This window comes from Sphingomonas endolithica (assembly GCF_025231525.1).
GTDB lineage: Bacteria > Pseudomonadota > Alphaproteobacteria > Sphingomonadales > Sphingomonadaceae > Sphingomonas > Sphingomonas endolithica.
Genome location: NZ_CP103057.1, coordinates 1,514,639 through 1,530,444, shown reverse-complemented (window position 1 = coordinate 1,530,444; position 15,806 = coordinate 1,514,639). Strand labels below are relative to the sequence as shown.

General features: G+C 66.7%; 19 protein-coding genes. 11 read left to right on the top strand and 8 right to left on the bottom strand.

Going from position 1 to position 15,806, the window contains the following annotated elements; genetic code table 11:
* The first annotated feature begins 58 nt into the window (after positions 1 to 58).
* The 4 genes from NV382_RS07230 to NV382_RS07215 all read left to right on the top strand — a co-directional run bounded on the left by NV382_RS07230 (position 59) and on the right by NV382_RS07215 (position 2,882).
* Complete coding sequence (locus NV382_RS07230) at positions 59 to 259, top strand: hypothetical protein (RefSeq protein WP_260599833.1); 201 nt, start codon at positions 59 to 61, stop codon at positions 257 to 259.
* Positions 260 to 291: 32 nt separating this feature from the next.
* Entirely contained in the window at positions 292 to 612 is a 321-nt protein-coding gene (locus tag NV382_RS07225; RefSeq protein WP_260599832.1) for a phosphoribosyl-ATP diphosphatase, read from the top strand.
* Between the two features lie 48 nt (positions 613 to 660).
* Positions 661 to 1,041: a histidine triad nucleotide-binding protein gene (locus tag NV382_RS07220; protein WP_260599831.1), complete on the top strand. Its 381-nt coding sequence runs from the start codon at positions 661 to 663 to the stop codon at positions 1,039 to 1,041.
* A 278-nt stretch (positions 1,042 to 1,319) separates the two neighbouring features.
* Positions 1,320 to 2,882: an amino acid permease gene (locus NV382_RS07215; RefSeq protein WP_260599830.1), complete on the top strand. Its 1,563-nt coding sequence runs from the start codon at positions 1,320 to 1,322 to the stop codon at positions 2,880 to 2,882.
* 181 nt (positions 2,883 to 3,063) lie between these two features.
* Here NV382_RS07215 and NV382_RS07210 read toward each other — a convergent pair whose 3' ends face one another.
* On the bottom strand, positions 3,064 to 4,059 hold the full coding sequence (locus NV382_RS07210) for an adenosine kinase (protein WP_260599829.1): 996 nt from the start codon (positions 4,057 to 4,059) through the stop codon (positions 3,064 to 3,066).
* Positions 4,060 to 4,193: 134 nt separating this feature from the next.
* On the opposite strand from NV382_RS07210, the gene NV382_RS07205 reads away from it, so the two are divergent.
* Positions 4,194 to 4,871 carry an EI24 domain-containing protein gene (locus NV382_RS07205; RefSeq protein ID WP_260599828.1) on the top strand — a complete coding sequence of 226 codons (678 nt, stop codon included), beginning with the start codon at positions 4,194 to 4,196 and terminating at the stop codon, positions 4,869 to 4,871.
* Positions 4,868 to 5,239: a hypothetical protein gene (locus NV382_RS07200; RefSeq protein WP_260599827.1), complete on the top strand. Its 372-nt coding sequence runs from the start codon at positions 4,868 to 4,870 to the stop codon at positions 5,237 to 5,239. Before NV382_RS07205 ends, NV382_RS07200 begins: the two co-directional genes overlap by 4 nt.
* Positions 5,240 to 5,252: 13 nt before the next feature.
* Here NV382_RS07200 and NV382_RS07195 read toward each other — a convergent pair whose 3' ends face one another.
* Positions 5,253 to 6,032, bottom strand: coding sequence for a helix-turn-helix domain-containing protein (locus tag NV382_RS07195; RefSeq protein WP_418066767.1), 780 nt, complete (start codon positions 6,030 to 6,032; stop codon positions 5,253 to 5,255).
* Between the two features lie 91 nt (positions 6,033 to 6,123).
* Positions 6,124 to 7,188 carry a tRNA epoxyqueuosine(34) reductase QueG gene (gene queG / locus NV382_RS07190; RefSeq protein ID WP_260599825.1) on the bottom strand — a complete coding sequence of 355 codons (1,065 nt, stop codon included), beginning with the start codon at positions 7,186 to 7,188 and terminating at the stop codon, positions 6,124 to 6,126.
* Positions 7,189 to 7,315: 127 nt separating this feature from the next.
* Between queG and NV382_RS07185 the strand changes: the two genes are divergently transcribed.
* The 4 genes from NV382_RS07185 (at position 7,316) to msrB (ending at position 11,400) form a co-directional block, all read left to right on the top strand.
* Complete coding sequence (locus NV382_RS07185) at positions 7,316 to 8,254, top strand: ABC transporter ATP-binding protein (protein ID WP_260599824.1); 939 nt, start codon at positions 7,316 to 7,318, stop codon at positions 8,252 to 8,254.
* Positions 8,251 to 9,501, top strand: coding sequence for an ABC transporter permease (locus NV382_RS07180; protein WP_260599823.1), 1,251 nt, complete (start codon positions 8,251 to 8,253; stop codon positions 9,499 to 9,501). Before NV382_RS07185 ends, NV382_RS07180 begins: the two co-directional genes overlap by 4 nt.
* Before the next feature lie 82 nt (positions 9,502 to 9,583).
* On the top strand, positions 9,584 to 10,816 hold the full coding sequence (locus tag NV382_RS07175; RefSeq protein WP_260599822.1) for a cytochrome P450: 1,233 nt from the start codon (positions 9,584 to 9,586) through the stop codon (positions 10,814 to 10,816).
* A gap of 92 nt (positions 10,817 to 10,908) precedes the next feature.
* Positions 10,909 to 11,400 carry a peptide-methionine (R)-S-oxide reductase MsrB gene (msrB, locus tag NV382_RS07170; protein ID WP_260599821.1) on the top strand — a complete coding sequence of 164 codons (492 nt, stop codon included), beginning with the start codon at positions 10,909 to 10,911 and terminating at the stop codon, positions 11,398 to 11,400.
* Positions 11,401 to 11,552: 152 nt separating this feature from the next.
* On the opposite strand, the gene NV382_RS07165 is transcribed toward msrB, so the two are convergent.
* The 5 genes from NV382_RS07165 to crcB form a co-directional block, all read right to left on the bottom strand.
* Entirely contained in the window at positions 11,553 to 12,236 is a 684-nt protein-coding gene (locus NV382_RS07165; RefSeq protein WP_260599820.1) for an ATP12 family chaperone protein, read from the bottom strand.
* A 7-nt stretch (positions 12,237 to 12,243) separates the two neighbouring features.
* A complete protein-coding gene (locus NV382_RS07160) occupies positions 12,244 to 12,465 on the bottom strand; it encodes a hypothetical protein (protein WP_260599819.1) in 222 nt (73 codons plus the stop codon).
* Complete coding sequence (locus NV382_RS07155; RefSeq protein WP_260599818.1) at positions 12,462 to 13,124, bottom strand: HAD-IA family hydrolase; 663 nt, start codon at positions 13,122 to 13,124, stop codon at positions 12,462 to 12,464. Before NV382_RS07155 ends, NV382_RS07160 begins: the two co-directional genes overlap by 4 nt.
* A gap of 144 nt (positions 13,125 to 13,268) precedes the next feature.
* Positions 13,269 to 14,471, bottom strand: coding sequence for an RluA family pseudouridine synthase (locus tag NV382_RS07150; RefSeq protein WP_260599817.1), 1,203 nt, complete (start codon positions 14,469 to 14,471; stop codon positions 13,269 to 13,271).
* Positions 14,468 to 14,860 (bottom strand): fluoride efflux transporter CrcB, encoded by a 393-nt coding sequence (crcB, locus tag NV382_RS07145; RefSeq protein ID WP_260599816.1) that lies wholly within the window; start codon positions 14,858 to 14,860, stop codon positions 14,468 to 14,470. Before crcB ends, NV382_RS07150 begins: the two co-directional genes overlap by 4 nt.
* 429 nt (positions 14,861 to 15,289) lie before the next feature.
* Here crcB and NV382_RS07140 point away from each other — a divergent pair, with 429 nt between their 5' ends.
* The gene (locus NV382_RS07140) at positions 15,290 to 15,781 is read left to right on the top strand and encodes a hypothetical protein (protein ID WP_260599815.1); all 492 of its coding nucleotides are present in this window, start codon (positions 15,290 to 15,292) and stop codon (positions 15,779 to 15,781) included.
* Positions 15,782 to 15,806: the final 25 nt, after the last annotated feature.

Below are 15,806 nucleotides of genomic sequence, written 5' to 3'. Positions count from 1 at the left end.
CCTCCGCCGGGGAACCGCAGTGGCGGAATGTTAACCGCGCCCGGCTATGCCGCTGCCCATGCGCACCTTGTTCTTCCTGATCCTGTTCGTCATGCCCACCGCGATCTTCGCCGCGCATACCGGCGTGACGAAGGTGCGCACGCAGCCGGAGCTCTCCGACGTCGCCTTGTTCGTCTTGGCATGCATCGGCGTGTGGATCGTGCGCCGGGCGCTCCGCGCGCGGTTCGCGGCGCGGCGCAGTTCACCGCGTAAGGATTGACCTCGCGCAGCGGTTGCGCCAGCCATGCCGGCATGCCGCAGGATTTTCTGAACACGCTGGAAGCCACGATCAACGCCCGTCGCGGCGCCGATCCGGCGACCTCCTATACTGCCCAATTGTTCGCCCGCGGGCGCGGCAAGATCGCGCAGAAGGTGGGCGAGGAGGCGGTCGAGACGGTGATCGCCGCGTTGCAGGACGATCGCCAGGAATTGGTCGCCGAGGCGACGGACCTGATGTTCCATCTCATGGTGTTGCTGGCGGATGCCGAGCTGGGCCTGGACGACATCCGCGCCGAGATGATGCGGCGCGAGGGCGTGTCCGGGATCGACGAGAAGGCGGCGCGGGGGGCGTGACCCTCGCTTGTAGCCGGTAGCCTTGTGGGTGATGTGGGAGACAGGATGATGCCGATCGACGCGACCAAGCCGTATGACGACCAGAACATCTTTGCCAAGATCCTGCGCGACGAGATCCCGTCGAGCCGAGTCTACGAGGACGAATGGGCGATCGCCTTCCACGATATCAACGCACAGGCGCCGATCCACATCCTGGTGATCCCGCGCGGTCCTTACGTTTCATGGGACGATTTCAGCGAGAAGGGCTCCGCCGAGGAAATCGCCGGCTTCGTCCGTGCGGTCGGCCATGTGGCGCGCGATGCCGGGCTGGTGCCGCGCGGCTATCGCCTGCTCGCCAACACCGGGCGCCAGGCAGGGCAGGAAGTGCCGCATCTGCACGTCCATTTGTTCGCGGGCCAGCCGCTCGGCCCGATGCTGGTGCAACGCTAGGCTCGGGATCGCGTTCGACCCGTCCTCGTCGTCTCCGCGCAGGAGGGGATCCATAAGCTCGGACGTCAAGACTTAGCCGCGAAGTCGGGCGGTATGGATCCCCGCTTGCGCGGGGATGACGAGCTATGCTCGAATGAATAGCCGTGGGACACGTCCGGGTTGCGGGCCTGGGGAGCGGCTCGATCCCCATTAAGGGATTGCGCGTCTTTCATTTGTCATTAGGCTCCGCCGCATAACGAGCCGGGCCACGCGCCGGCCGCTTTGGGGAAAAGCACTACATGATTTTTGGGCGTATCAAGCCACTCGACGCCATCCTGGCGACGGCCGAGAAGAAATCGTTGCACCGATCGCTCGGCTGGTTCCAGCTGACCCTGTTCGGCATCGGCTGCGTGATCGGCACGGGCATTTTCGTATTGACGGCGGCTGGCGCACAGAAAGCGGGTCCCGGCCTGCTGCTCGCCTTCGCCATTGCCGGCGGCATCTGCATCATCGCTGCGCTCTGCTATGCCGAGATCGGCTCGATGATCCCGGTCGCCGGCTCCGCTTACACCTATACCTATACGACGATGGGCGAATTGCTCGCCTGGACCGTCGGCTGGGCGCTGATCCTCGAATATGCCGTCGCGGCTAGCGCGGTGTCGGTCGGCTGGTCGGGCTATTTCACCGGAACGATATTGAACCAGACATTGGGAATACATCTGCCGGCTTGGCTGGCCACCGCGCCGCTGGCGCTGGGCGGCTCGCCTGGCGGGTTCATCAACCTGCCTGCGGTGGTGATCTCCCTCCTCGTCACGTGGCTGCTGATCATCGGCACGAGCGAGAGCGCCAAGGTCAACGCCGTGCTGGTGCTGATCAAGGTGACGGCGCTCACCGCGTTCATCTTCCTCACCTTGCCGTCCGACAAGTTCAACGCCGCCAACTTCAATCCCTTCCTGCCCGCCGGCCTGTTCGGCGGCTTCGGCACCGGGGTCGGCGCAGTCGGTGCGGCGGCGACGATCTTCTTCGCCTATGTCGGCTTCGACGCGGTCTCGACCGCGGCCGAGGAGACCAAGAACCCGCAGCGCAACGTGCCGATCGGCCTGATCGGGTCGCTGCTGTTCTGCACCGTCTTCTACATGCTGGTCGCAGCCGGCGCAGTCGGCACGATCGGCGGCCAGCCGATCATGGGCCCGGGCGGCGTGCCGTTCCCGGCCGGCTCGGAAGAGCTCGCCCGCCAGTGTGCGATGCCGCAATACGCGCAGATGCTGGTCTGCTCGAACGAAGCGCTGGCGCACGTGCTGCGCCAGATCGGCTTCGGCACGGTGGGCAATTTCCTCGGCTATGCGGCGTTCATCGCGCTTCCCTCGGTGATCCTGATCCTGATGTTCGGCCAGACCCGCATCTTCTTCGTGATGAGCCGTGACGGCCTGCTGCCGGAGCGGCTGTCGGCGGTGCATCCGAAGTGGAAAACGCCGTATATCGTGACCGCCCTCACCGGTGCCGCGGTGGCGTTCGCCGCGGCGTTCCTGCCGGTCGGCAAGCTTGCCGACATCGCCAATGCCGGCACGCTATATGCCTTCATGATGGTGGCGATCGCGGTGATGATCCTGCGCCGGACCGCGCCGAACGTGAAGCGCAGCTTCCGCACGCCGATCCTGTGGCTGATGGGGCCGCTGACGATCTTCGGCTGCGTGTTCCTGTTCTTCAACCTGCCGCTGGAGGCGATGCTGGTGCTGCCGGTCTGGGGCGCGGTCGGGCTGGTGATCTATTACGCCTACAGCTACCGCGCGAGCCATGTCGGGCGCGGAATCGTCGAGACGAACGAGGATCTGCCGGCCGACCTGACCGGCATGGGGCACTAAAGCCGGGCTGCCTCTGCGACACGGATACAGAAAAGGCCGGGGAGCGATCCCCGGCCTTTCTCTCGTCTGTTCCCCGGCGAAGGCCGGGGCCCAGGCGGGAAGGTCATCGTAACGGAGCGCCGCGGCTCCTTTCTGCTGCCTCGCTACTGGGCCCCGGCCTCCGCCGGGGAACAGCAGGTTTTCAGTCCAGCTTCGCCGCCAACGCCTTCAGGTCCACCTGCGGTCGCGCGCCGACATGGCTGATGATCTCGGCGGCACATAGCGCGCCCAGCTTCAGCGACTGTTCGATGCTCTTGCCGTTCGCCTGGCCCGACAGGAAGCCGGCGGCGAACAGGTCGCCCGCCCCGGTCGTGTCCACCACGCGATCGACCGGCGCCGCCGGCACCGAAATCGTCTTGCCGCCCGACACGGCGATCGCGCCCTGTTCGCTGCGCGTCACTACCAGCATCGGCACCTGCGCCGCAGCGGCGGCAACGGCTGAGTCGAAATCCTCCTGCTCCATCAGCGCCAGGATTTCGGCTTCGTTGGCGAACATGATGTCGATCAGGCCATCCGCCATCAGCTTGCGGAAGTCGCCGCCGTGCCGCGAGATGCAGAACACGTCCGACAGCGTGAAGGCGACCTTGCGGCCGGCCTTGCGCGCAACCTCGATCGCGGCGCGCATCGCGGCGCGGGGCTCTTCCGGATCCCACAGATAGCCTTCGAGATACAGGATCGCGGCGTCGGCGATCATCGCGCGATCGATCGCCGCTTCGGGCAAGAATTGCGAGGCCCCGAGAAAGGTGTTCATCGTGCGCTGGCCATCCGGCGTGACGAAGATCAGGCAGCGTGCTGTGGTCGGCTCGCCGTCTCGGGCCGCGGTGTCGAACGCCACGTCCATCGCGCGGATGTCGTGCGCGAACACGTCGCCCAGCTGGTCGCGCGCGACCTGGCCGATAAAGCCGCACTTGCCGCCCAGCGCCGCGATGCCGGCCACGGTGTTCGCCGCCGAGCCGCCCGACGCCTCAATGCCCGGGCCCATCTTGTCGTACAGCGCATCGGCCTCTTGCGGCGAGAACATCAGCTGCATCGAGCCCTTGGCCATGCCTTCGGCCGCGAGGAAGGCGTCGTCGGAGTGCGACAGGACATCGACGATGGCGTTGCCGATGGCGACGACGTGATAGGTAGGCGTGGTCAAGATGAGGGCGCTCCTAGGCGGATCAAGTTGTGCTTGGCCGTAGTGAGAGGCGCGCAAGCGTGCAACCAACTCCCGTCCCTGCAAGCGCAGGGGGAGCGACTGGACTTAAGAGCCGTGCGGCGTACACGTCGTACATGATCCACGCCTTTTTCCTGTCCGTCGCGCAGCTTGGCGACCGGCGCTTTATCGGCGTGTTCCTCAAATCGCTGGCGTTGACCGTGCTGCTGCTCGGCGCGCTCGGCACGGCGGCCTGGTACGGCTTGACCTGGCTCGCGGTCTATTACGGCTTCGGTGCGGGGGCGCAGGGCGTGGTCGGGGTGGCGGCTGTGGTGTTGGTGCTGGTCGCCTCGGGCATATTGTTTCGCGGCGTCGCGGTGCTGGTAATCGGGGTGTTCGCCGACGAGATCGTGCTGGCCGTCGAGGCGAAACACTATCCGACCGCGCTGACCGCCTCGCGGACAGTGTCGCTCGCACGCTCGCTCATGATGGGGCTGGGATCGGCGGGCCGCTTCGTGGTCGTCAACGTGGCGTTGGCGCCGCTGTACCTCCTGCTGCTCGCCACCGGGATCGGACCGGCGATCCTGTTCTTCCTGGTCAATGGCTGGCTGCTCGGTCGCGATCTGAGCGACATGGTGGCGGTGCGGCACCTGGCGCCGGCCGAGTTGCGGGCGTTTCGCGGCTCGACCGCGCTCAGCCGTTTCGCGCTCGGGCTGATCGGCACGGGATTGTTCGTCGTGCCGGTCGTCAATCTGGTGGCGCCGGTTATAAGCGCCGCAATGGCCACGCACTGGTTTCATCGGGGACGGACATGAAGCGGCTCTTATTGGCATCGATCACTGGACTGCTGCTCGCCGGCTGCACCAGCGGCCAGACGGCGCGGCCGGCGCGCGCCGCAGCGGTGCCGATCCCGACCGGCACGTTGGGGCTGGAGGGCGTGCTCGGGCAAAATGCGCGCGGGCTCGTGGCGCGGTTCGGCACGCCGGTCGCCGACCTGACCGAGGGCGCCGCACGCAAGCTGCAATTCGCCAGCGGCACGTGCGTGCTGGATGCGTATCTGTACCCCAAGGGCAAGCCCGAGCCGGTGGTCACCTATCTCGACGCGCGGCAGAGCGACGGCAGTCCGGTCGACCGCGCGAGCTGCGTCTCGGCGATCCAGATGAAAGCGCGCGGCGGGAAGTAGCCGCGCGCCATCCTCATTCGATCGTCACGCCGACGATCCGCCAGGCGCCGCGCTCGCGCTCGAGCGACACCGTCTCGATCGCCTCTTCCTTGTTGGCGAAGCGGGTATGGAACTTGACCACCTGATAGCCGGCCGGCGGGGCGGGCAGATCCTGCTGGCTGACGAACGTCCGCGAGAGGACCGCTCCCAACGGCACGCGGACCTTTTCGGACGTCGCGGCCCAGACCTCCGCAGTGTTAAGCTTCTGGAACGCGGTGCCGGTGCCGCGATAGCTGTCGTCCCACCGTGCTTGATCCACCAGGACCAGCCATTGCCGCGCCGCATCCACTACCGCAGCGTCCGGCGCGGTCTGTAAAACGGTCAGCGCCGCTGAGGGAGGCGCGCCAGCGGGGGGCAGGACGGCGAGCGCTAATAGGCCGAGAGCGAAGGTCATGAGCAGGACTCCGATGATTAGTCGAGGCGAGCGATCTACTGGCCTCACGCCGCTGATTGGCGTTTCTGCCTGATCGACATCGACGCCAGACTCGTCTTCCCCGATTTCCACGTCCCTCAACAAATCGGGGGTCGGCGACCGCGCTCCGTCTTCGGCTTCCAGCAACAGGCGCGCGGCTTCGCGGCTGCTCGACACCGCCATTTTGCGGCGCGCGTCGCGAAGCCGTTCGTTGATCGTGTGGACCGATAGCCCAAGATTGCGGGCAACCGATTTTGCGTCATGACCACGGACGATGAGGCGAAGGGTCTGCTTCTCCTTTTCGGTCAGCGCCCAAGAACCGCTTTCAGCCTGCATGCTCATACACCCCTGGAACTAGGTCAGGCGCATTGCACCAGCTACCCCCAAAAATTTGTGCCCTCCGACATGCACCATTCTTGATCGAACATCGCAGCTATTGCGACAAGGCTGGGAGCCGCGCCAACGCCCAGCCTGCCGCATCGCGCACCACGTCCGACTCATCGGCCAGCAAGCGTGACAGCGGCGCTATCAACGCCGCCGATCCGCTATTTCCTGCCGCGATTGCCGCGTTGCGCACCATCCGGTCCCGCCCGATGCGCTTGATCGGCGAGCCCGCGAACACCTGGCGGAACCCGGCATCGTCCAGCCCCAGCAGGTCGGCGAGGGCCGGTGCGGTGAGTTCGGCGCGGGGGGCGAAGGCCAGGTTGGCGTGCGCCGACGCGGCAAACTTGTTCCACGGGCACACCGCCAGGCAATCGTCGCAGCCATAGATGCGGTTGCCGATCGCAGCGCGGAACTCCTCCGGGATCGGGCCGGCATGCTCGATCGTCAAGTACGAGATGCAACGCCGCGCATCCAGTCGGTAGGGGGCGGGGAAGGCGGCGGTGGGGCAGGCGCGCTGGCAGGCATCGCACGAGCCGCATGAATCCGGCCCGGCGCTGTCGGGCGCGAGATCGAGCGTGGTGTAGATCGCGCCCAGGAACAGCCAGCTGCCATGCGTGCGGCTGACCAGATTGGTGTGCTTGCCCTGCCAGCCGAGCCCGGCTGCCTCGGCCAGCGGCTTCTCCATCACCGGCGCGGTATCGACGAACACCTTGAGATCGTGGGGCAGGTCCGACGGCAGCTCGGCGACCAGCCAGCGTGCGAGCGCCTTCAAGTTGCGCTTGATCACGTCGTGATAGTCGCCGCCCTGCGCATAGACCGAGATGCGGCCGATCTCGCCGGCATCGGCCAGCGCCAGCGGATCGGTGGCGGGCGCATAGCTCATGCCGAGCGCGATCACGGATCGCACCTCGGGCCACAAGGCCGCAGGCGATTCGCGCTGCGCGCTGCGCTCCTCCATCCAGATCATGCCGCCGTGCATGCCGTCGCCCAGCCATTGCCGCAGCCGCTCTGCCGTGCGCGGCGCCGCATCCGCGCGCGCCACGCCGCACGCCGCAAAGCCGAATTCCGCGGCTTTCGCTTTCAGCCGGTCGGTCAATGACTTGTCTTGATCCACTTCTCCCCGCTACCACAGCCGCAAGAGTTGGCCATGCATAACACTCCGTTCGGGCTGAGCCTGTCGAAGCCCAAGCGCTACGCTTGCCCTTCGACCGGCTCAGGGCGAACGGCGACTTGGGGATATCGTGACAACAGACCTAGCGATCAGCGCGACCGGGCTGGTAAAGAATTTCGGGGGCAAGCGCGTGGTCGACGGGATCGACATCGCCGTGCCCAAGGGCATGATCTACGGCGTGCTGGGGCCGAATGGCGCGGGCAAGACGACGACGTTGCGGATGTTGCTGGGGATCATCGAACCCGATGCCGGCCATCGCACGCTGCTCGGCCATGATCGGCCGCGCGAGGCGAGCGACCGCGTCGGCTATCTGCCCGAGGAACGCGGGCTGTATCCGGCGATGAAGGCCAAAGACGCGATCGCGTTCCTGGGCGCGTTGCGCGGGCTGGATCTGAAGACCGGGCGCGCGCGGGCGGTCGAGCTGCTCGAGGCGGCGGGCCTCGGCTATGCCGTCGACCAGAAGATCCGCAAATTGTCCAAGGGCATGGCGCAGCTCGTGCAGTTGCTGGGGTCGGTCGTGCATCGCCCCGATCTGCTGGTGCTCGACGAGCCCTTTTCCGGGCTCGATCCGGTCAACCAGGAACGGCTAGAGGCGCTGATCGTCGCCGAGCGCGATCGCGGGGCGACGATCCTGTTCTCCACCCATGTCATGGCGCATGCCGAGCGACTGTGCGACCGGCTGGCGATCATCGCCGGTGGCAAGCGTCGCTTCGAGGGCACGGTTGCGGACGCGCGCGGCACGCTGCCGATGCGCGCGCATTACGTGCCGCATCATGACGCCGACGGCATCGCGGCGCTGCTGCCCGCGGATGCCGAGCGGGCGAGCGACGGCTGGCGCTTCACCGTGCCCGACGATGGCGCCGAACGCATCTTGAAGACGCTGATCGATGCCGGATACGGCATATCCGGCCTGTCGATCGACCGCCCCGGCCTGCACGATGCCTTCGTCCGCATCGTCGGCGCGAGTGCGCGCGACGATGAAGCGCTATCGCTGGAGCAAGCGGCATGAGCGACGCATCCCCGGGCAACATGCGCCGCCTGATCCGCCAGACGCTGACCATCGCAAGGCGCGACTTCATCGCCACGGTGTTCACGCCGACCTTCCTGATCTTCCTGTTCGCGCCACTGATCATGGGGTCGTTCGGCGCCATTGGCGGCCTGGGCGCGGCGAGCGTCTCCAAGGGATCGGAGGACAAGGTCCGGATGGTCGCGATCGTGCCCGCCGATCAGGGGGCGATCATGAAGGCGCTCGATACGCGCCTGCGCCGCGTGTTCCGCGGGCGTGACGAACGCCCGCCGGCGCTGACGATCGAGGCGCCAACCGCCGACCCGGCGGCGCTGGCACGCCGCGAGATGGACGCCAAGGATTATGACGTCTCCTCGGTGCTGTACGGCCCGCTCGCCAAGCCGACGATCCTGTACGGCGCGGCGGGATCACGGACCGCCGATTACCTCGCCGAACTCGCCGAAGCGACGCTGCGGGCCGAGCGCAGCGGCGGCGCTGCGCCGCTCAGCAACGCGACCAAGCAATCGGTGGTGCGTGCGCGCACCTCGATCGGCGGCAAGAACCAGGCGGCGTTCTTCACCGTCTTCGGCATCTTCTTCCTGACGCTGCTGCTCGCCGGGCAGGCGGTTGGCACGATGGCCGAGGAGCGCAGCAACAAGGTGATCGAAGTGCTCGCCGCCGCCGTACCGCTCGAATCGGTGTTTCTCGGCAAATTGCTCGGCATGTTCGGTGTGGCGGTGCTGTTCGTTGTCTTCTGGGGGACGCTGGTCAGCCAGATCGGCGCGATCATGCCGCCGGGCATGGCGCGCGCGATGGCCGATATCGGTCCGGCGATCGGCATGCCGGCCTTCGTGGTGCTGTTCTTCGCTTATTTCACCATGGCCTATCTGCTGCTCGGCGCGGTGTTCCTGAGCGTCGGCGCGCAGGCATCGACGATGCGCGAGATCCAGATGTTGTCGCTGCCGATCACCATCGTGCAGGTGGCGATGTTCGGGCTCGCTTCGGTCGCCGCGTCGCGCCCGGGCACGCCGGTGGCGCTGTTCGCGGAGTTGTTTCCCTTTTCCTCGCCGTTCGCGATGGCGGCGCGCGCGGCGAACGATCCGCGCCTGTGGCCGCATGTCCTGGCCTTGTTGTGGCAGCTGCTGTGGGTCGGCATCGTCATCACGATCGGTGCGCGCGCGTTCCGCCGCGGGGTGCTGCAATCGGGCAGCGGCAAGTTCAGCCTGAAGGCAATATTCGGGCGGCGCTGAGGCTCGGTCCGCCGCACTTGTCGGCGGCCGCTCTTGACCGGCCAGTCGGTTGGCGCTCTTCTTTGGTCAAAAGGAGAGCGCAATGGCCACGAAGCCGGAGCAGGTGCGGAGCGTCGATCCGCTCGATGTCAGCCGCGCGGCATTGTACCGCGACGACGCCTGGCACGCGCCGTTCCGCGAATTGCGCGCGACAGCACCGGTGCACAAGGTCGAGCATAGCGACTTCGGGCCTTATTGGTCGATCTCGAGCTACAAGCCGATCGTCGAGGTGGAATCGCTGCCCGATCTGTATTCGAGCCAGGCCGGCGGCATCACCATCGCCGAGTTCATCGAGCATAAGGATGCCGTGCGCATGCCGATGTTCATCGCCATGGACCGGCCCAAGCATACCGGCCAACGGCGTACGGTGGCGCCGGCCTTCACGCCCTCCGAAATGGTGCGGATGAGCGAGAACATCCGCACGCGCACGTCCGAGATCCTCGATTCGCTGCCTTGGGGTGAGGAATTCGATTGGGTAGACACCGTCTCGATCGAACTCACCACGCAGATGCTGGCAATCCTGTTCGACTTTCCGTGGGAGGACCGGCGCAAGTTGACCTTCTGGTCGGATTGGGCGGGGGACATCGAACTGGCCAAGGACGAGGCGCACCGTGCCGAACGGCTGAGCCACATGTATGCGTGCGGCGCCTATTTCCAGAAATTGTGGGACCAGAAGGTCGGGCAGCCGCCGACGCCCGATCTCATCTCGATGATGATCCATTCGGATGCGATGCGCGAGATGGATCACCTGGAATTCCTCGGCAATCTCATCCTGCTGATCGTCGGCGGCAACGATACCACGCGCAACTCGATGACCGCGGCGGCCTACGGCCTGGACAAGTTTCCCGACGCCCGCGGCAAGCTGGAGACCGATCCGTCGCTGATCCCCAATGCGGTCCAGGAGATCATCCGCTGGCAGACGCCGCTCGCGCACATGCGCCGCACCGCGACGCGTGATGCGGAGCTGATGGGCCAGCAGATCCGCCAGGGCGACAAGCTTGCCTTGTGGTACCTGTCGGCCAATCGCGACGAGAGCGTGTTCGAGGATGCCGACCGGATCATCGTCGATCGGCCCAATGCGCGCCGGCATCTGGCATTCGGTCACGGCATCCATCGCTGCGTCGGCGCGCGGCTGGCCGAATTGCAGATCGCGACGTTGCTCGAGGAAATGGCCGCGCGGCGCATGCGGGTGAATGTCTTGCGCGAACCGGAGCGCGTGGCGGCGTGCTTCGTCCATGGCTACCGGAAGCTGCCGGTGACGATCAGCTCGTACTGAGCTCGCTTCTAAAGACGGGCAATCGCTGCATCTCGAACCGGCCGGTCACCGTATCTATATACGACCCGCACCAGCCCACCGAGAGACGCCCCATGACCACCGATCGCCGTACCTTCCTGACCCTGGCCGGCACCGGCGCCGTCGCCTTCGCGCTGTTCGGCTGTCGTGGTGCCACCGCCGCACCGGAGAAGTTCGAGGTCGTGCTGACCGACGCGCAGTGGAAGGCCAAGCTGTCGCCCGCGGCATATCGCACGCTGCGCCACGAGGCGACCGAGGTGCCGTTCACAAGCCCGCTCAACAAGGAACACCGCGCCGGCATCTTCTCGTGCGCAGGGTGCGGGTTGCCGGCCTATTCCTCGGCGACCAAGTTCGAAAGTGGCACGGGCTGGCCCAGTTTCTGGCAGCCGCTCGCCAACGCAGTGCGCACCCGCAACGACGGCTCGCTCGGCTTCAGTCGGGTCGAAGTGCATTGCCGCCGCTGCGGCGGGCATCTCGGCCATGTGTTCGACGACGGGCCCAAGCCGACCGGCAAGCGCTACTGCATGAACGGCGTGGCGATGACGTTCAAGCCGGGCAAGGCTTAACTTTCAAGCGCGGCCGCTGCCTCCTTGTTCCCCGGCGAAGGCCGGGGTCCAGTCGGGAAGGTCGCTCTAACGAAGCGCCGTCCGTGCCAATCCATGTCCCGCAACCGAGCCCCGGCCTTCGCCGGGGAACAGCAAGAGCGATCCCGCTCCCCTTAGCGCAACAGCCCCAAGAACCGCGCCGCGCCATGAAAGTCGCGGCGGCGTGCCTCCAGCGCGGCAAGCGACACCTCGTCGCGGCCCCATTGCTCGGTCTGCCAATCCTCGTCCGCCTCCACCGCGCGCCACGCTTCGTCCGCGCTCGTCCCCCCCTCCAGCAGCGCCAGCGCCGCGACCAGCGACCCGCCGATCGTCACGATCGGTGCCAGTCCCGCCAGTTCCCACGGCGTCCGCGCCGCCACCGCACCGCTCAGCCGCGCGATCGTCGCGGTGGGCTGCGCCCGGTGCATGATGCCGCTCACCACCTCGAAATGCACGTCGTACCGCGTCCGCGCCCAGGCGAGCAGCGGATCCCATAATGCCGCCTGACGGGCGACCAAGGCCGGGGGATCCTCCGCGCGGTAGCAGAGAAGATCTGTCTCCCCGAAGCGCGCGAGACTTGCCGCGAACGTCGCTTGGTCGGCCGGAATGCGCTCGATCGCGGCGTTGCTGAGCCCGGTCAGCGGCATCGTGCGCGGGTCGATCTCGCCCGTCACCGCGCGCCATTCGTCCGCCACTGCCTCTGCCAGCGCAGAATAGGGGATCGCCAGCGGCAGGCGCCCGGGGGTGCGCACCGGCTTGCCGTCGAGCGTCACCACGCCCGCGGCGTCCACGCCGACCTCGCTCCAGAACCTTTTCACGTGCGCCTCAAGCCTCGGGCGGCGTGCGCCAGCGGCGCGCCAGCGCGCGCGGCACCACGGCCATCACCACCATCGCCGACAGCACCAGCGCCACGCCGATCGCCTTCTGCTCCGCCGCCACCCCGCGGCCGATCAGCACCAGCCCGAGCAAAGCGCCCGCCACGCCCGCCAGCCGGCTGGCGGTCATCAGGAAATACCGGTTGCGGGCAGTGCTATCGGGATCGGTCACTCAGTCTCGTCCATACAGGCAGGCAGATCGGCAACGGTCGCCGCGACGGCGTGCGCGCCGGCCGCGAACAGTTCATCGGCCGGATGATATCCCCAGGCGACGCCGAGCGCCCGCGCGCCGGCCGTCCGAGCCATGGCCATGTCATAGCTCGTGTTGCCGATCATCACCGTGGTGTGCGGCGCAGCGCCTGCCTCGGCCATCGCGAGCTCGATCATCGACGGGTGCGGCTTGGAAGGGTGGCGGTCGGCGGTCTGCAGCGTCACGAACCGCGCGGCGATGCCATGCGCGTCGAGCACGTGCGCCAGTCCGCGATCGGACTTGCCCGTCGCCACGCCGAACAGCCAGCCATCCGCCGCCAGCACGTCGAGCGCCGCCACCATGCCGTCGAACAGCGGTTCCTCGTCCAGCTCGCCGCTCGTCCGCATCCGGCGGAACGTCGCCTTATATTCCTCGGCCAAAGCATGATGCTGCGCGTCGTCGGCCCCGGGCAGCAGCCCGCGCATCGCCTCGACCAGGCTCAAGCCAACGATCCGCCGGATCGCGCCACGTGGCGGCGGCTGCAGCCCGTGATGCGCGAACGCCTGCTCCATCGCACGGCAAATGTTCGCCTGACTGTCGACCAACGTGCCATCGCAATCGAACAAAGCGAGCTTGTTCATAGCGCAGCCGTCATCGACAGCCGACCACCCCAGCGAACGCCGGGGTCCAGTCGCGAAGGTCGCAGTGAAGCGGCGCAACGCACGATCTCTTCTGTTCCACAACTGGATCCCGGCGTCCGCCGGGGTGGCGCGTGCTTCGGTACATTAGCCCTGCGTCCGCGGCCGTGGCTTTGGGCCGGGCTTCGCGCCCGGTGCCTTGAGCTTCGGCTTCGGCTTGGGCTTCGCTCCAACCGGCGTCTTCGCCCCCGGACGCGCCGCCGCAGCCTCGCCGCCACGATTACGGCGCTCGCCCTTGCGATCCTTGCGAACGTTCTTGGCGTGCTGCTTGGCCTGCTGCTTCTTCACCGCCTTGGAGGGCGGCGGGGGCGTGTCCAGCGGCATCATGTTGCCGAGCATCTCGTCGAACCCGAGATGCTTCAGGCTCTCAGCGAAATGCGTCGGCAGTTCGGCCTGGATGTCGATCTCCCCGCCATCGGGATGGTCGATGCGCAGCCGCCGCGCGTGCAGATGCATCTTGCGCGATATACCGCCCGTCAGGAACGCCGCCTGCCCGCCATATTTACCGTCGCCGACGATCGGATGGCCGATCGCCGCCATGTGCACGCGCAACTGGTGTGTGCGCCCGGTATGCGGGATCAGTTCGACCCAGGCGGTGTTGTTGCCCGCCATCTCGATCACGCGGTAGCGGGTGCGGGCAGGGGAGCCCTCTGCCTCGTCGACATGCATCTTCTCGCCGCCGCTGCCCGGCTGCTTGCCGATCGGCAGGTCGATCGTGCCGTCCTCGATCGAGGGCACGCCGACGACCAACGCCCAATAGATCTTCTTGGCCGAGCGCGACGAGAACGCCTTGGCGAAATAGCCCGCCGCGCGCGTCGTGCGCGCGATCAGCAATACGCCGGACGTATCCTTGTCGAGCCTGTGGACCAGCTTGGGCCGGCTTTCGCCATCGAACTGCACGCCGTCCAGCAGCGCATCGACATGCTCGAAGGTCTTGGTCCCGCCTTGCGTGGCCAGTCCCGGTGGCTTGTTGAGCACGATCGCCTGCGCATCGCGGTGGATCACCAGTTCTTGGATGAACTTGGTCTGCTCGGGCGAAAGCTCGGGGTGCTCGCGCTTCTTGGGCGCATCGGCGCGCACCGGCTCAGGCGGCGGCATACGGATCGATTGTCCGGCGGCGATGCGGTCGCCCGGCGTCGCGCGCGCGCCATCGACGCGCAACTGCCCGGTGCGCGCCCACATCGCGACCGTCGTGAAACTGGTGTCGGGCTGATGCCGCTTGAACCAGCGATCGAGCCGGATGCCGTCATCGTCGAACCCGACGTCGAACGTGCGCATGTCCTCGCTCATGCGACCGCTCCCGCGCCGATGGTGCGTGCCAGCGCCAGCCCCGCGAACAACGCCACCACCGATCCGGCGACTGAGACGAGCGTATATAGCGCCGCGGTGCCGAGATCGCCGCGTTGCATCATCGTCACCACGTCGAGCGAAAAGGCAGAGAAAGTGGTGAACCCGCCCAGTAGGCCGACCGCCAGCAACAACCGCCAATGCTCGGCCGAAGCGGGCATGCGGGCAAGCGTGCCGACCAGCAGGCCCATCAGGCATCCGCCGAGCAGATTGACGAGGAGCGTGCCCCAGGGATAGCCGGCGCCGAACGCGGCAAAAGTGGCGCGCCCGGTAAGATACCGCGCGCCCGAACCGAGCGCGCCGCCGGCCATGACGAGAAAAAGGGACTGCATGCCGCTCCGTTAGCGCGGATAGCAGTGAAATAGAACCGTCTCATTGGAAAGGCGCTCGCTGCCGCCCTTTTGCTATACGGTGAGGACGCTACGCCGCGGCCGACAAGCTGCCTATCAGAACGGATGAGATCGCCAAATTTTTGTGGCTGCGGCTCAGCGGAAGTGCTTCTCTGCGCCGGCAACGACGACAAGGTGTCTAACGTGGCAGCGAATTACGCCGACCAGCCCGCATCGCCATCCGGCCCGCTGGAGCGAAGTGCGACCGGGCAGCGTCACCCCGGACTTGTTCCGGGGTCCGCCATGCGGCTTCCCTGCAAAGATAGTGCCTTGAAGTCAGAGCGTGCGGCATGGTGGTCCCAGGAACAGGTCCGTCGTTGCGCGTGCGGCGCTGCAATCGCGCACCTCTCGGCTGTGTGCCTGATTGCTTCAATGGTGGCATTGGCGATTATGGTTCCAGCACCGGCGCGGGCACGGCCTACGTTCGAAGCGGCATCGCGAACCTGCCGCGTGCTGGAGGCCGCCTACACGGCCGCCACCAACAGCAAGGCACACGTACATCCGGTGGATGTCCGGCCTTCGTGGCGATCACTTGAACCCAGCAAGTTCGTTCCTGACTATGCCGCACGCCGCGCCCTCACCGACTTGGAGTTAGCGGACCTGGCATCCCGCGAGGACAGATACAGGTCCGACGCCTTCAAGCCGTTATGCGATTGGCTAGGCGAACCGCACCCGCATGTCGATGATGAAGGGCACAGAATGGCCGTCTCTTATACCAGCCCGATTTTCTCGTCCGACGGCGGTCTCGCCTTGGTCGAAGTCTCGTTCCGGGAAGAAGGCCATTTCGGCTACGGTTCGGTGTGCATCGTTCGCGCTGCGGGGAAGACATGGTCCGCGCGTTGCTGGCCGAGCTGGATCACCTGACAGCCGTTCGTCAGGTAAGCGGCCG

Bases quoted from the DNA above. Each gene is read 5' to 3' on its own strand.
- NV382_RS07230 (WP_260599833.1), top strand. From the start codon at position 59: ATGCGCACCTTGTTCTTCCTGATCCTGTTCGTCATGCCCACCGCGATC.
- NV382_RS07225 (WP_260599832.1), top strand. From the start codon at position 292: ATGCCGCAGGATTTTCTGAACACGCTGGAAGCCACGATCAACGCCCGT.
- NV382_RS07220 (WP_260599831.1), top strand. From the start codon at position 661: ATGCCGATCGACGCGACCAAGCCGTATGACGACCAGAACATCTTTGCC.
- NV382_RS07215 (WP_260599830.1), top strand. From the start codon at position 1,320: ATGATTTTTGGGCGTATCAAGCCACTCGACGCCATCCTGGCGACGGCC.
- NV382_RS07205 (WP_260599828.1), top strand. From the start codon at position 4,194: ATGATCCACGCCTTTTTCCTGTCCGTCGCGCAGCTTGGCGACCGGCGC.
- NV382_RS07200 (WP_260599827.1), top strand. From the start codon at position 4,868: ATGAAGCGGCTCTTATTGGCATCGATCACTGGACTGCTGCTCGCCGGC.
- NV382_RS07195 (WP_418066767.1), bottom strand. From the start codon at position 6,032: ATGAGCATGCAGGCTGAAAGCGGTTCTTGGGCGCTGACCGAAAAGGAG.
- NV382_RS07180 (WP_260599823.1), top strand. From the start codon at position 8,251: ATGAGCGACGCATCCCCGGGCAACATGCGCCGCCTGATCCGCCAGACG.
- NV382_RS07175 (WP_260599822.1), top strand. From the start codon at position 9,584: ATGGCCACGAAGCCGGAGCAGGTGCGGAGCGTCGATCCGCTCGATGTC.
- msrB (WP_260599821.1), top strand. From the start codon at position 10,909: ATGACCACCGATCGCCGTACCTTCCTGACCCTGGCCGGCACCGGCGCC.
- NV382_RS07155 (WP_260599818.1), bottom strand. From the start codon at position 13,124: ATGAACAAGCTCGCTTTGTTCGATTGCGATGGCACGTTGGTCGACAGT.
- NV382_RS07150 (WP_260599817.1), bottom strand. From the start codon at position 14,471: ATGAGCGAGGACATGCGCACGTTCGACGTCGGGTTCGACGATGACGGC.
- crcB (WP_260599816.1), bottom strand. From the start codon at position 14,860: ATGCAGTCCCTTTTTCTCGTCATGGCCGGCGGCGCGCTCGGTTCGGGC.
- NV382_RS07140 (WP_260599815.1), top strand. From the start codon at position 15,290: ATGGTGGCATTGGCGATTATGGTTCCAGCACCGGCGCGGGCACGGCCT.